The sequence below is a fragment of the Chryseobacterium sp. ZHDP1 genome (assembly GCF_018603435.1).
GTDB lineage: Bacteria > Bacteroidota > Bacteroidia > Flavobacteriales > Weeksellaceae > Chryseobacterium > Chryseobacterium indicum.
This window is the reverse complement of the sequence record NZ_CP075682.1, coordinates 2,218,959-2,232,371: the sequence shown is the minus strand read 5'-3', so window position 1 is coordinate 2,232,371 and position 13,413 is coordinate 2,218,959. Positions and strand designations below refer to the sequence as shown.

At 34.5% G+C, this 13,413-nt stretch carries 11 protein-coding genes; 6 read left to right on the top strand and 5 right to left on the bottom strand.

Translation table 11 applies throughout. From position 1 onward, the window contains the following. Window position 1: 1 nt before the first annotated feature. From KKI44_RS10175 to radA, 4 genes are read right to left on the bottom strand one after another with little or no spacing between them, the layout of a single operon-like run. The gene (locus tag KKI44_RS10175; RefSeq protein WP_214590895.1) at window positions 2-595 is read right to left on the bottom strand and encodes an ACP phosphodiesterase; all 594 of its coding nucleotides are present in this window, start codon (window positions 593-595) and stop codon (window positions 2-4) included. Then, entirely contained in the window at window positions 592-1,299 is a 708-nt protein-coding gene (locus KKI44_RS10170; protein WP_214590894.1) for a VanW family protein, read from the bottom strand. Before KKI44_RS10170 ends, KKI44_RS10175 begins: the two co-directional genes overlap by 4 nt. Beyond that, entirely contained in the window at window positions 1,296-1,967 is a 672-nt protein-coding gene (locus KKI44_RS10165; RefSeq protein ID WP_214590893.1) for a class I SAM-dependent methyltransferase, read from the bottom strand. Before KKI44_RS10165 ends, KKI44_RS10170 begins: the two co-directional genes overlap by 4 nt. Window positions 1,968-1,986: 19 nt before the next feature. Beyond that, complete coding sequence (gene radA, locus KKI44_RS10160) at window positions 1,987-3,339, bottom strand: DNA repair protein RadA (RefSeq protein WP_076390791.1); 1,353 nt, start codon at window positions 3,337-3,339, stop codon at window positions 1,987-1,989. A gap of 59 nt (window positions 3,340-3,398) precedes the next feature. Here radA and KKI44_RS10155 point away from each other — a divergent pair, with 59 nt between their 5' ends. The 5 genes from KKI44_RS10155 to KKI44_RS10135 all read left to right on the top strand — a co-directional run bounded on the left by KKI44_RS10155 (window position 3,399) and on the right by KKI44_RS10135 (window position 9,456). Then, a complete protein-coding gene (locus KKI44_RS10155; RefSeq protein ID WP_214590892.1) occupies window positions 3,399-3,818 on the top strand; it encodes a hypothetical protein in 420 nt (139 codons plus the stop codon). 55 nt (window positions 3,819-3,873) lie between these two features. Next, entirely contained in the window at window positions 3,874-4,443 is a 570-nt protein-coding gene (locus tag KKI44_RS10150) for a YceI family protein (protein WP_214590891.1), read from the top strand. Window positions 4,444-4,716: 273 nt separating this feature from the next. Beyond that, window positions 4,717-6,324 (top strand): CTP synthase, encoded by a 1,608-nt coding sequence (locus tag KKI44_RS10145; protein ID WP_214590890.1) that lies wholly within the window; start codon window positions 4,717-4,719, stop codon window positions 6,322-6,324. Window positions 6,325-6,505: 181 nt separating this feature from the next. Further along, window positions 6,506-8,326: a membrane protein insertase YidC gene (yidC, locus tag KKI44_RS10140; protein ID WP_214590889.1), complete on the top strand. Its 1,821-nt coding sequence runs from the start codon at window positions 6,506-6,508 to the stop codon at window positions 8,324-8,326. 167 nt (window positions 8,327-8,493) lie between these two features. After that, window positions 8,494-9,456 (top strand): transposase, encoded by a 963-nt coding sequence (locus tag KKI44_RS10135; protein ID WP_250902065.1) that lies wholly within the window; start codon window positions 8,494-8,496, stop codon window positions 9,454-9,456. A gap of 217 nt (window positions 9,457-9,673) precedes the next feature. Here KKI44_RS10135 and KKI44_RS10130 read toward each other — a convergent pair whose 3' ends face one another. After that, entirely contained in the window at window positions 9,674-10,258 is a 585-nt protein-coding gene (locus KKI44_RS10130) for a ribonuclease HII (RefSeq protein ID WP_214590888.1), read from the bottom strand. 118 nt (window positions 10,259-10,376) lie between these two features. Between KKI44_RS10130 and KKI44_RS10125 the strand changes: the two genes are divergently transcribed. Beyond that, window positions 10,377-13,397, top strand: a complete 3,021-nt coding sequence (locus KKI44_RS10125; RefSeq protein WP_214590887.1) for a SusC/RagA family TonB-linked outer membrane protein — start codon at window positions 10,377-10,379, stop codon at window positions 13,395-13,397. Window positions 13,398-13,413 lie beyond the last annotated feature (16 nt).

Below are 13,413 nucleotides of genomic sequence, written 5' to 3'. Positions count from 1 at the left end.
ATTAATTTTCGAGCTGTAAAAGCGCATTGATTTCTTTGGCATGTTCCAATAAATCAGGAAAAAAATCATCATAACATTCCTGAAGAAAATCTTTATTCTTTAAAAAAGCTTCGTGAACGGGAATATCAATGTTTAAATATTTTGCTTTGTTCAGAACGTTTCTCATACTGTAACCGATGTTTTTCTCGAAACGGTAGTTGTAAAGCCAATCGCCTTCTTCCATTTTTTCAAGCATTATTCTGAAGTTTTCGGGAAGAAATTCATAATTTTCATTCAAAACACGGTAAACTTTTCGGGAATGATTTTTCCAGCCTTCCAGAGAATTCAGGCTTAAATCATTTGCTACAAAATAATCCATAGAAACATCCACAAAAGCTCCGGCGTATAATCTTACCAAAGGTGCAAAAACTTTTTTGGCTTCATGAATGGCAGGATGACCGTCTGTAAAAGTATCAATAGCGCGGTGTAAAGTGATTCCGTCCTGAATATCTTTCGGAAAAGAATAGCGGTCTCTGTTTTTAATGAAATCTTCCAAAAACTGACCGACAATCTGTCCGTCTGTAAAAGTAAGAAAGGAATGCGCCAAATAATTCATAAACGAATATAGAAATTTTTAAGCAAAACTTTACCGTCCTGTAAAGTTTCAACCCAGACTCCGTTTTCTATTTCAGAATAGCTGAAATTGATTGTATTCAAAACGATTTCTTTCGGTGAAAGAAAACAGACAGAAAGTTCTTCATCATTCACAAAACATTGCAACTGAACCGGAAATGAAAAAGTATTCTGAAACTGTAAATCTTTATAGCCATAAACCACGGTACAATCTGAACCTAAAGGTGTAAAACGTTCATGATCCTTATAAATATCTATGGAATGAGGAAATCTTTCAATGATTTTTAAACCCGACTGCAAAGCTAGAAAATATAAGATTGAGGAAAACTGACAAATTCCGCCTCCAAAATCACTTGAAATATTGTTTTTAATTAAATTTCTCCCTTCTTTAAAATTATTTTTCTCATTCGGTTTTCCGATCAGTTTCCAGAAAGAAAAAACTTCGTTGGGATAAATAATCAGATGGTTGATTTTTTCTCCGACAATCTTCAGGTTATGAAGTTTGTTCTCATAAAATTCTCCTTTCCTGATGATTTGCCGGAGTTCAGTTTTATATTCTCCAATATTTTCTGAGCTGTAATATTTCGGATAAGAATATTGGGTTTTGCTTTCGTTAATATATCTTCTCAATAATTTCAATTGCAGTTTAAAATTATTTGGAAGGAGTTTTCGTAATTGCTGTCTCATATCTTTTCTAAAACAACAATGTGATAAGAAGCCCAGTTTTGCAGGAATGTTTTACACAGCAAAATATCCAGCGGAAGAAAATATTTTCTTAAACTTTTAGGAATTCTGTGAATCGGGAACAGTAAAATTCCGGTTGAATTTTTAATTTTCCATCGTTTTCCGGCTAATTCAGAAATTTCTTTGGGTGTAAAACTGTTTCCAGCGTGCCAATCTTCCTGTGGAGAAACAACTTTTCGTCTGTTTTTCGTGGGATAATCAAAAATTAAAGTTCCGTTTTTGGTTAATTTTGAAAAGCATTCATCCAAAAAAGCTTCCGTTTCCTTTCTGTTTTGATGCATGATGACATGGAAACAGAAAATACAGTCAAATTCATCTGCGAAAGGGATTTTTGAGATTTCTCCTTTGGCTAAAATTTTTTCAGGAAATTTTTTTCGGGCAATATTCAGCATTTCTTCACTGAAATCTGCACCGTGAGTGGCAAAATTCAGCAGTCTTCCTGTTCCGCAACCTAAATCCAGAATTTTTGAATAACTTTTATTTCTAAAAAAGGAATTTAAAAAAGCTCTTTCCTGGTCATCGATGTATTTTCCGTAGGAATTCCCGAAACGGTTTTCGTCATAGGTTTTTGCAAGATGGTTATAGTAATTGAGGATGTTGGTTTTCATCATTTAATATGGTGTGTTTTAATTAAAATAATCTTTCATGAAAATCCTCAATTTTGCTTACTTCTTCTATTTTAATCCCGAATTTTTTCTTCGGTAATTTGTTCAGATTAGAAATAAAAATCTTTTCGTAGCCTAACTTTTCCGCTTCGGTAATTCTCTGTTCCGCCTGTGCAATCGGGCGTATTTCACCACTTAAACCAATTTCTCCCGCAAAACAATAATGTTCGGAAATGGCAATATCTTCATTGGATGAAAGAATGGAAGCAACAACCGCTAAATCTAAAGCCGGATCATCGGTTTTTATTCCGCCGGTAATATTTAAGAAAACGTCTTTTGCTCCGAGTTGGAAACCTGCTCTTTTTTCCAGAACTGCAAGAAGCATATTCAATCTTTTGGCATCAAAACCGGTGGAACTTCTCTGCGGTGTTCCGTAAACTGCGGTACTTACCAAAGCCTGAATTTCCAACAGCATCGGACGGTTTCCTTCCAGAGTTACAGCGACTGAATTTCCGGAAAGTTCTTCGAATTTTTTGGTGATTAAAATTTCAGATGGATTTTTAATTTCCTTTAAACCCTGAGAAATCATTTCATAAATCCCAATCTCGGAAGTCGATCCGAAACGGTTTTTGTTGGCTCTCAATAATCTGAAAAGATGATTTCTGTCGCCATCGAAATTCAAAACCACATCCACCATGTGTTCCAGAACTTTCGGACCGGCAATTTGTCCGTCTTTCGTGATGTGACCGACCAAAAACACAGGAACGTTGTTTTCTTTGGCATATTTAATAATTTCATTGGAACATTCGCGGATCTGGGAAACGGTTCCGGGAGAACTTTCAATCAACTGAGATTGTAAGGTCTGAATGGAATCGATAATCACAAAGTCGGGCTCCAGTTTTTTAGCTTCATGAAGAATTTTTTCCAGATTGGTTTCTGTAAACAAAAAGCAGTTGGGATTTTGGATATCAGTCAGACGGTCGGCTCTCATTTTAATTTGAGAAGCACTTTCTTCCCCCGAAACATAGAAAACTTTTTTCTTCATTTTCAGAGCCAATTGAAGAAGCAGGGTAGACTTACCGATTCCCGGTTCTCCGCCGATCAGTGTAACGGATCCTAAAACAATTCCGCCTCCCAAAACCCTATTGAGTTCTTCGGAAGGTGTTTTTATTCTCGGTTCTTCATTGGTTTCAACTTCTACGATATTGATGACGTGCTGTTTTGTTTTTGAAAAAGGCGGCGTTTTGTGTGAAGTTGTTTTTTCCACGACTTCTTCCACCAAGGTATTCCATTGTCCGCAGTTTTTGCATTGTCCCATCCATTGGGAATACTGGGTTCCGCAGTTCTGACAGAAATATGCTGTTTTGAGTTTTGCCATACTGCGAAGTTCAAAATTTTTTTTGAATTTTTCTTTCGAATTTTAGTTAATTTTCGGCTATGAAAAATATTTTTTTGAGTTTGCTGATTTTTGTGGTAATGTCACTTTTGCATGCTCAGTTTACAGAATGGACGGTGAGATTTCTAAATTTGCCCGGTGGAGATTTTGGAATGTATTCTTATTTAATTTTGATCTTTTGCTCTGTAATTACTGCAATAGGTTCGCTGACTGTGATTATTTTCAGAAAGAGTTATCATTCAATTTCAAGGATTGCTATTTTATTTGAAGCTATTTATTTGTTATTTTTAATCATTTCAGGGAATAATCCTTTTGCCTATTTTACAAATTCGAGTAATGAAAATCTTTTGATGATCATGATGTATGTGAATTCTTTTTTTGTTTTACTGATGATGTTTTTAATAGATAGATTATATTCAAAAATAAATTTTGCAAAATCAAAAAATAACATAGATCAATAGTTCGTTGTTATAAGTAACTTACCTTTGTACAGGAATTAATTCAAAATATTATACAATGAAAAAATTACTTTTAACTTTTGTATTTACATTACTAAGTGTTTTCAGTTTTGCGCAGACAGACTGGGCGGTAGATCCGATGCATTCTTCTGTTAATTTTAATATCAAACATATGGGAATCAGCTTTGTGCAGGGAAGATTTGATAAGTTTGACGGGAAGGCTTCCACAAAGGGCAATACTTTAGAAAATGCAGACCTGAATTTTACAGTTGAGGTAAATACCATTAATACAGGAGTTGAAATGAGAGATAAGCATTTGAAAAGCGAAGACTTTTTCAGTGCAGAAAAATATCCGACGATGGGTTTCGTAACAACTTCCATGAAGAAGGATAAAAATAACACCTACATTCTGAAAGGAAAATTAACCATAAAAGATGTTACGAGAGATATCTCTGTTCCCGTAACTTTTGGCGGAATCGCGAAAAATCAACAGGGAAAAGAAGTGATGGGATTTCAGGCAAGTTTTACCATAAACCGTTTGGATTATGATATCAAATATGATCCTACAGGAACAGGAGTTGCTAAAGACGTGGATGTTAATCTGTACTTTGAAATGATCAAAATATAATTTGTATAACTATAAATATGATTAGAAGGTTTTCAGTTTTGGAAACCTTTTTTTATTATTTTGGAGAAAGAAGGATTTATGTATCAATTTTTAATGAAATTTTAATTTGCTAAAGATTTATTAAATTAATTACTCTGAAAAGCCTTTTCAAGCAGTAAAAATTAAAACGATTTTTGGATTTTTAATTTTATTATCAAATAAACATTTGGATTAAACTTCATCCAAAATTGCTTTGTATTTCTTTTTCCCCTAACTTTGCACAAACCTAATCTAATGAGTAAAAAGAATACAAAGTACATCTTTGTGACAGGAGGTGTAACTTCATCTTTGGGAAAGGGAATCGTTTCAGCTTCTCTTGGACTTCTACTAAAATCGCGTGGCTTCAACGTAACTATTCAAAAGCTTGATCCTTATATTAATATTGATCCGGGAACTTTGAATCCTTATGAACATGGAGAATGCTACGTAACCGAAGATGGCGCGGAGACGGATCTGGATTTAGGACACTACGAGCGTTATCTTGATGCGCCGACTTCCCAAAACAACAACGTTACAACAGGAAAAATTTACCAGACGGTAATCGAAAAGGAAAGAAAAGGAGACTTCCTTGGAAAAACGGTTCAGGTAATTCCTCATATTACGAACGAAATCAAACGCAGAATTAAAATCTTATCCAAACAGAACTACGATATCATTATTACGGAGATCGGCGGAACTGTGGGAGATATAGAATCTTTACCTTACATTGAAACGGTTCGTCAGTTAAAATGGGAGTTGGGTGAGAAAAATTCTATGGTAATTCATCTTACTTTGTTGCCTTATCTGGCTTCAAGCGGAGAATTAAAAACAAAACCTTCTCAGCATTCTGTTCGTCAGTTGATGGAGAGCGGAATTATGGCGGATGTTTTGGTTTGCCGTACGGAGCATAAGATCCCGAAAGATCAGAGAGCGAAACTGGCTCAGTTCTGTAATGTTCCTTTAGATAATGTAATTGAATGTAAAGATTTAGATACAATTTATGAAGTTCCAATGTACCTTCAGAAACAGAACTTTGATGATGTGGTTCTTAAAGAATTGGATCTAAAAAGTGATAAAGAAGCGGATCTTAAAGACTGGAAATCATTCCTTAAAAAATTCCAGAATCCTAAAAAATCTATTGAAATTGCGTTGGTTGGAAAATATGTTTCTCTTCAGGACTCTTATATTTCCATTGCTGAAGCTTTCAAACATGCCGGAGCAGATCTTGAAACGGAAGTGAAGGTAAGATGGGTGTACAGTGGAGATTTAACTTCTGAAAATATTAAAGAAACTTTATCAGGAGTTAGCGGAATTTTGGTCGCACCGGGATTCGGAGACAGAGGAATTGAAGGAAAAGTTCTTACGGCTCAATATGCAAGAGAAAATAAAATTCCGATGTTGGGAATTTGTTTAGGAATGCAGATTATGACGATTGAATTTGCAAGAAATGTTTTGGGATACACTAAAGCGAACTCTATGGAATTCGATACTTCTACAGAACATCCTGTAATTTCTTTGATGGAAGAACAGAAAAATGTAGTAGATAAAGGCGGAACCATGCGTCTTGGAGCATGGAAATGTTCTTTGAAAAACGGTTCTAAATTAAACGAAATCTACGGAGCAAAAAATATTACGGAAAGACACCGTCACAGATATGAATTCAACAGTGATTACATTGGAGAATTCGAGAAAAACGGTTTCCTAGCGACGGGAACAAACCCTGAAACCGGATTGGTGGAAGCGTTGGAAATGCCGGATCATCCTTTTTATGTAGGAGTTCAGTATCACCCTGAATACAAGAGTACGGTTGCAACACCGCATCCTTTATTCAGAGCTTTTATTAAAGCATGTACTTCAAAATAAAGTAATTTAAAAATTACAAACGTCATAAATAAACTCAGACTGATTATTCTCAGCCTGAGTTTATTATATAGTAATATATTATAGCATAGAGTTTTGATAAAAAAACAGTATTTTTGTCGACTCGAAAATGTATAGCGTTTACTATATATTATTTAATAGGTAAAATTTTAATTAAAATAAAATGCAACAGAACAACGGACTCGATAAAAGTCAGATTATTAGTTTTGCGGTTTTATGCTTAGTTCTTTTCGGTTTCATGTTTTATTTCCAAAACAAACAATCGAAAGAAGATGCAGTAAAAGCTCAGCAGCAGAAAACTGAACAGGCTAAAAATGCCGTAAAACAGACTCAGGCAACCAATATCAATCCAAATGTAACTCCCGGCTCAATTCAGACGGCAACGCTTGCAAACAATGAATTGAAAATTGAATTCAACAGTTTAGGAGGGCAGGTTTCTAAAGTGGAACTTGCAAAATACAAAGCATACGATCATAAAACGGATAACGCAGATCTTCCGCTTTACCTGATTACAAAAAACAACTCCAACTACGGTTTTCAGTTTAAAGACAGGACGGGGAAAATTATCAATACTAAAGATTTAGTTTTTGCTCCTGTTGTCAATGGAAATGTTGCGACCTTAACGGCGAATTACAATGGCGCAGTTATTCAGTTTGTATATTCATTAAATAATAATCCAAAAGCGGAACTGAAAGATCAATATGCTTTAGATTTTAAAGTAAGAACTCAGGGACTTGCTAAAATTACTTCCGACAATAAGGCAGACTTCATTTGGGATTACAGCGTAAGAAACTTGGAAAAGGGTAGAGCGCAGGAACAGTCTCACTCGGAATTCTCATATGCTTTCAATGATTATAAAGACTATGATTATGATGGAAGAACAACGATGACTGAGGATAAAGAGACGCTTAACTGGATAGGGGTTAAACAGCAGTTTTTTGCTTCTGTGATTGAATCTAAAACAGGGTTTACCCAAAGTAAAGGAAATCAGGAAGCCATTGAAGAAGGAGAATATCTGAAAAAATTAAACTATGAAGGTTTTGTTCAGATGACCGGAAGTGAGCTGAATCAGGATTTCACATGGTATTTCATGCCTTTGGATTTACCATTATTAAAAACATATGATAAAAACTTTGATGAAATTCTTCCTTTAGGATGGTCTTTCATCGGATGGATGAACAGAGGCTTCTTTATTCCTATTTATAACTTTATCGCATCTTGGGGATTAACTGCAGGTTGGGCAATTTTTTTACTGACCATCTTGGTTAAATTAATCTTATCGCCGATTATGTACAAACAGCACAAGTTAAGTGCAATGATGAGAGTAATCCGTCCGGAAATTGATGAGGTGAATGCCAAATTTAAGGATGCAGATCCGATGAAAAAGCAGCAGGCTACAATGGAGGTCTATCGAAAAGCCGGAGTTAATCAGATGGCGGGATGTTTACCGGCGTTGGTGCAGATTCCTATTTTCTATGCATTATTCCGTTTCTTTCCGAATTTTATAGATTTAAGAGGTAAAGGATTCTGGTTTGCAAAAGATTTAACGGCTTATGATGATTTAATTAAATTGCCATTTAAAGTGCCTTTCTTGGGAGATCACTTAAGTATTTTTGCTTTAGCCTGTACTGTTGTGATTTTAATTTATACTGTAATGACTTCAGGAAATATGCAACAGCCGCAACAGGAAGGAATGCCTAATATGAAGGTCTTAATGTACATCTTCCCGGTTACCTTCTTATTCTTCCTGAATACTTCAGCATCCGGTCTTTCATGGTATTATTTTGTTTCGAATGCGATTAACATCTTAATAATCCTTGTGATTAAATATGTAATTCTCGATGAAAAGAAAATCCATGCGCAGATTCAGGCGAATAAAGAAAAGCCGAAAACAGAAGGGAAGTTCCAGAAGAGAATGAGAGAAATGATGGAGAAAGCTCAGGAGCAGCAAAAATATCAGGAGCAGCAGAAGAAAAAGAAATAAAATTTCTGAGAATAAAAAAAGAGAGGTAAATTTAAATTTTGCCTCTCTTTTTTATTTGGCATAATACTGAAAAATAGTTGGTAGAATTCTATCAAAACCTCATTGTTAGGCTGCTTGGAGGAAGTTTTATGAAACGTGTTTCATAAAACTTTTTCTTTGTCTGAAAAATGGCAAAAAAACGTTGTTGGTCTTGTTCAAGCCTGGAGGTAATTCGTTGGGGAAAACAAGGGGGAAAGCAAAGATTTAAATGTAAAAATTGCGGGATTTTATTTACTCAAAACAGAACGGAGCAGAGAATTAAAAATCGTTTTATCTGGTTCAAAAAATGGGTATTGGAAAGGCAGACCTACAAAACGCTTTGCAGAGACAGCGGTTATTCGAAAGATACTTTGCAGAAAACATTTTATACCATTTTAGAGCAGTCTCCTACCTTAAAGATCATCAAACGGGAAAAGGTGAATTTAAGAATGGATGCAACTTATTTTGCTCAGTTCTGTTTAATTGCTTATCAGGATGATTTTGATGGATATACACAGCTTATCCGTTTTACCGATGGAGAACATTATGAAGAAATCAGGGAAGATTTAAACAATCTTTTACGGCTGGGCGTAAAGCTGGAAAGCATTACTACAGATGGACATAAAAGCGTTTTGAAAGCCATAAATAAATCTGATGGAGACATCATTACTCAGAGATGTCTGGTTCATATTCAGAGAATGTGCCTGATCTGGCTCACAAAGTTTCCTAAACACATTGCCGGTCAGGAACTTCGAAAACACGTTTTATTATTACTGAAAATTAAAACACAAAACGATAAAATCTGGTGGAAAAATGAACTCAACGACTGGTATTTGAGACATCAGGATTATATTAATGAAAAAACAATTAATCTTGAAACCGAAAGATACTGGTATACCCACAAGCTTATCAGACGATCGTATTTTACTATAAAACGGGCATTGCCCAATATGTTTCATTATCTGGAAAATCCCAATATTCCTAAAACAACCAATGGTATTGAGGGATATTTCAGCCATTTAAAAAATCATCTCGACCTGCACAGAGGTCTCACATTGAAAAACCGAATCAATTTCATCAAATGGTATATTTATTTTTCTAACGAAAAATAGAGTTTTTTTAGCCATAAGGTTCATCCGATAATAAACGAAAAGGTGAGGGAAACCTCACCTTAAAACTATCGTTTTGAACATTAATCCTATTGCTGAAAAGTTGATCTCCACCAGTGCTTTTGTCCTCTTCGGATTAACATCCATAATTTATTAAAATATATCCTGAATTTCACCAACTATTTTTCAGTACATTACCTTTTATTTTAAATCCTTAATATTAGTCATATTTCAACCTGAAAGACTGCCTGTGATATTTTGTCGGCCCGAATTTTATCAGCGCTTCCTGATGTTTTTTAGTAGCATAGCCAAAGTTTGTGTTCCAACCGTATTCAGGATGCTCTTCATGAAGCTCAATCATTAATTTGTCTCTGTAATTTTTTGCCAAAATAGAAGCCGCAGCAATTGATAATACTTTAGAATCTCCTTTGATAATACATTCATGAGGAATAAAATTGTATGGATGAAATCTATTCCCGTCTACTAAAATCAGCTCCGGTCTGATGATTAGTTTATCCAAAGCCTGATGCATTGCATGAATACTTGCATTCAGTATATTGTGCTGGTCTATAAAAGCAGGAGAAAGTTCTGCAATTGCGTAATCTTTTACATTATCTTTGATATAACTGTCAAGATCCATTCTAGTCTTAAAATTTAACTTTTTAGAATCGTTAACCAAATTTTGGTTAAAATTCTCATCTAAAATTACTGCAGCAGCGACCACAGGTCCGGATAAACAGCCTCGACCCACTTCATCGCAACCTGCCTCAACATAAAAAATCGACCATTTTTTTATTAAATCCATAATTTTCGCTATTTCACCCAAGTAAAATCATGCAATATTAAAGATTTTTAACAAAATATTTGGTTACTTTAAGAAAGTTTTACATATTTGCAAATAATAAAAAATAATCAATTTAAATATGAAGAAATTAACAGCAAGTGTTCTACTGGTAGTTTTATCATCTTCTTTTGCGGTTGCTAACGCCCAAAATAGAGGAAATAGAGATACTATTAAAACACAAAACATTGAAGAAGTTGTTTTCGTTCAGCCAGTAACTGGAAGATTGAAAGTAAAAGATGAAGTTACTACAGCTCAGCAAATTATTAGCAATCAGCAGTTAAAAGCTGCTAATAACCCGAATGCAATCAGTGCTATTGCAGGTAAGGCTTCTGGTGTAAGAATTAATCAGACAAACAGTAGTGTAAATTCATCTCAAAGTATTGTAATCAGAACTCCTACGACAATTACTGGTAGCCAAGAAGCTTTAGTTGTTATCGATAACGTTATTTCTAGTGCTAACATTTTGGCTCAGCTACCTCCTGATTTGATAGAATCTGTAAATATTATAAAAGGTGCCGGTGGAGCAGCAATATATGGTTCTCAGGGTATTAATGGGGTAGTAGTAGTGACTACGAAAAGAGGTACTGCGAGCGGAGGATTAAGAATTAATTATAACTCTTCTGTAGATTTCGAAACAGTCGCTTTCTTACCAAAAAGACAAAGAAGCTATGGACAAGGATGGTTTGGTAAAAAAGTTAATGTAGAAAATGGAGCATGGGGTCCTGCATTCAATGATCCTGCATATGCAGGAACAATGCAGCCATATGGTGTTCCTTTATATGATTTTGATGGAGATGGTTTTATCACAGTGAATCCAAATGACAATAATCCTACTGGTGATGAAGGAGCTTCAATTATGTCAACTTTTGCACCTTATGGTAAAGATAATGTAAGAGATTTTTTCCAAACGGGTACAATTTTCCAAAATACTTTATCGGTATCTACAGGTAACAATAATGGGTATTTTGGTTTAACTCTTGGAAGTTTAGAGAAAGAATTTATTGTGGCTAATGATAAATTAAGTAGATACTCCGTTTTAATGAAAGGAGGTACCAAAATCAATAAATGGTCTTTTGACGGTCAAATTAATTATATCAGAACTAAAACTTCTCAGGCTGATGCAACAATTTACCATGACTTACTTCAGAGTGCGTCAGATATTCCAATTGAGAAGTTTAAAGATTATTCAGACAATGCATATGGTTGGAATATTTATTATACTAGTCCATATTTTAGACAAAAGCATATAAGATCTAATTCCATTCAGAATTATTTTAATCTAATTGGTGCAGCTGCTTATAAGTTTGACGATCATATTAATTTATCATATCGTGGTAACATGAGCTTTAATAATGCTGAAAGCAGTAATTATAATGATGGTTATGTAGTAGCTCCAATTTACGATGGAATTTTCCCTAATGTTCAGTCGAGTTATTTTCAATCAAATGTAAATCAACAGAACTATTATGGAGATTTAACTTTAAATTTAAATTATGATATCGCAACGGATTTAAATTTAGATATTACAGTAGGTCATAACTATCAGGACAGAAGAACTACAAACAGCCAAGCTGGAGGTACAGGTTTATTGATTCCGGGATTATATACTATTCCAAATCTATCTAATCCGGCGCAGCCAAGTACTTTAAATAATAGAAAATTCCACACGAATGTTCATGCGTTTTTAGGAAATATCGATTTATCTTACAAAAAATACTTATTCTTCAACGCTGCAGGAAGATATGAGATGAACTCAAGTTTAAAACAATTATCTGTAAATAATGATTTCTCTTATTTCTTCCCATCAGCTTCACTTTCATTTATTCCGACAAAAGCATTTGATTTTGGAGGTAAAATTTTGAATTATTTGAAGGTTAATGCAGCATTAGAAAGAACAGGAGGAATTTCAGCTATTGGGAATTATCAGTTATATCCAGTTGCTACTGTAGGTGGTGGATATCCATATGCTGGTAGTGGATATATTAGTTATCAGCCACAAACAAGTGTAACAGATCGTTCATTAAATCCTGAATTTACGACTAGAGCCGAAGTAGGGTTATCATTTGGATTATTCAATGATAGAATTACTTTTGATGGAGCAGTATATAAAAGTAAAACAGACGATCTTATTACTTTTCAAACAACATCTAGTACAACAGGTTTAAGTGGACAATGGAGAAATGTTGGAGATATGGAAGGAAGAGGTATTGAGATGAATATTAATTTTGTTCCAATCAAAAATAAAAATATACGTTGGGATATTGGAGCTAACTTTACAAGTGGCTATAGTAAAGTTACTAAATTGGCTGATGGTGCAAAAGAGATTGCTCTACTTTCTTCTTCTTCTGTAGGTATTTTTGCTGTTGAAGGTGAGAAATTTGGAGTAATTAAAGGAACAACTTACGTTCGAGATGATCAAGGAAGAATCGTTGTAAATGCTGCTACAGGTTTACCTCAGGTTAATTCTCAGCTTAGCGTTTTGGGAAGAAATACACCTAAATATATTTTAGGTCTTACAACTTCATTAAAAGTAAAAGGCTTTACATTATCTGCAACAGCTGATTACCGTACAGGACACGTATTCTATTCAGGTACTAAAAATTCGATGGCATTCTCAGGTCAGCTTGAAGAATCTGCAGCTTTTGATAGAACAAAACCTTATGTAATACCGAATTCTGTATACTTACAGAATGGTGCTTACGTTGCGAACACGAGTGTTCCTATTTTTGCAACTACTTACAATAATCCTAATAGTGCTAATTATAATCCTACATTAGCTTTATCAGAACATTATGGAGGAGCTACTTATAATTCTGTAGGTGAAAATTTTGTAATGGATGCTACAGCGTTTAAAGTTCGTGAAATTGCTATTTCTTATACATTTGATAAAAAGATATTAGGGAATTCTAAAATTAATGAGCTTACTATTGGATTCCAAGCTAGAAATCCATTCATTAAATTTGCAAAAGAAAACAGAAATTATGATGATCCTGAAACAGGATTTGATGGAAATGGTGCTTATGCTGGTTTTATTGGAAATGCAGCTACACAGTATCCTAACCTAAGAACTTATGGAGGTAATATCAGTATCACTTTCTAATTCACTCACTAATTAA

Excerpts from the sequence above, each read along its gene's own strand:
- KKI44_RS10175 (WP_214590895.1), bottom strand. The coding sequence starts at position 595 with ATGAATTATTTGGCGCATTCCTTTCTTACTTTTACAGACGGACAGATT.
- KKI44_RS10170 (WP_214590894.1), bottom strand. The coding sequence starts at position 1,299 with ATGAGACAGCAATTACGAAAACTCCTTCCAAATAATTTTAAACTGCAA.
- KKI44_RS10165 (WP_214590893.1), bottom strand. The coding sequence starts at position 1,967 with ATGATGAAAACCAACATCCTCAATTACTATAACCATCTTGCAAAAACC.
- radA (WP_076390791.1), bottom strand. The coding sequence starts at position 3,339 with ATGGCAAAACTCAAAACAGCATATTTCTGTCAGAACTGCGGAACCCAG.
- KKI44_RS10155 (WP_214590892.1), top strand. The coding sequence starts at position 3,399 with ATGAAAAATATTTTTTTGAGTTTGCTGATTTTTGTGGTAATGTCACTT.
- KKI44_RS10150 (WP_214590891.1), top strand. The coding sequence starts at position 3,874 with ATGAAAAAATTACTTTTAACTTTTGTATTTACATTACTAAGTGTTTTC.
- KKI44_RS10145 (WP_214590890.1), top strand. The coding sequence starts at position 4,717 with ATGAGTAAAAAGAATACAAAGTACATCTTTGTGACAGGAGGTGTAACT.
- yidC (WP_214590889.1), top strand. The coding sequence starts at position 6,506 with ATGCAACAGAACAACGGACTCGATAAAAGTCAGATTATTAGTTTTGCG.
- KKI44_RS10135 (WP_250902065.1), top strand. The coding sequence starts at position 8,494 with ATGGCAAAAAAACGTTGTTGGTCTTGTTCAAGCCTGGAGGTAATTCGT.
- KKI44_RS10130 (WP_214590888.1), bottom strand. The coding sequence starts at position 10,258 with ATGGATTTAATAAAAAAATGGTCGATTTTTTATGTTGAGGCAGGTTGC.
- KKI44_RS10125 (WP_214590887.1), top strand. The coding sequence starts at position 10,377 with ATGAAGAAATTAACAGCAAGTGTTCTACTGGTAGTTTTATCATCTTCT.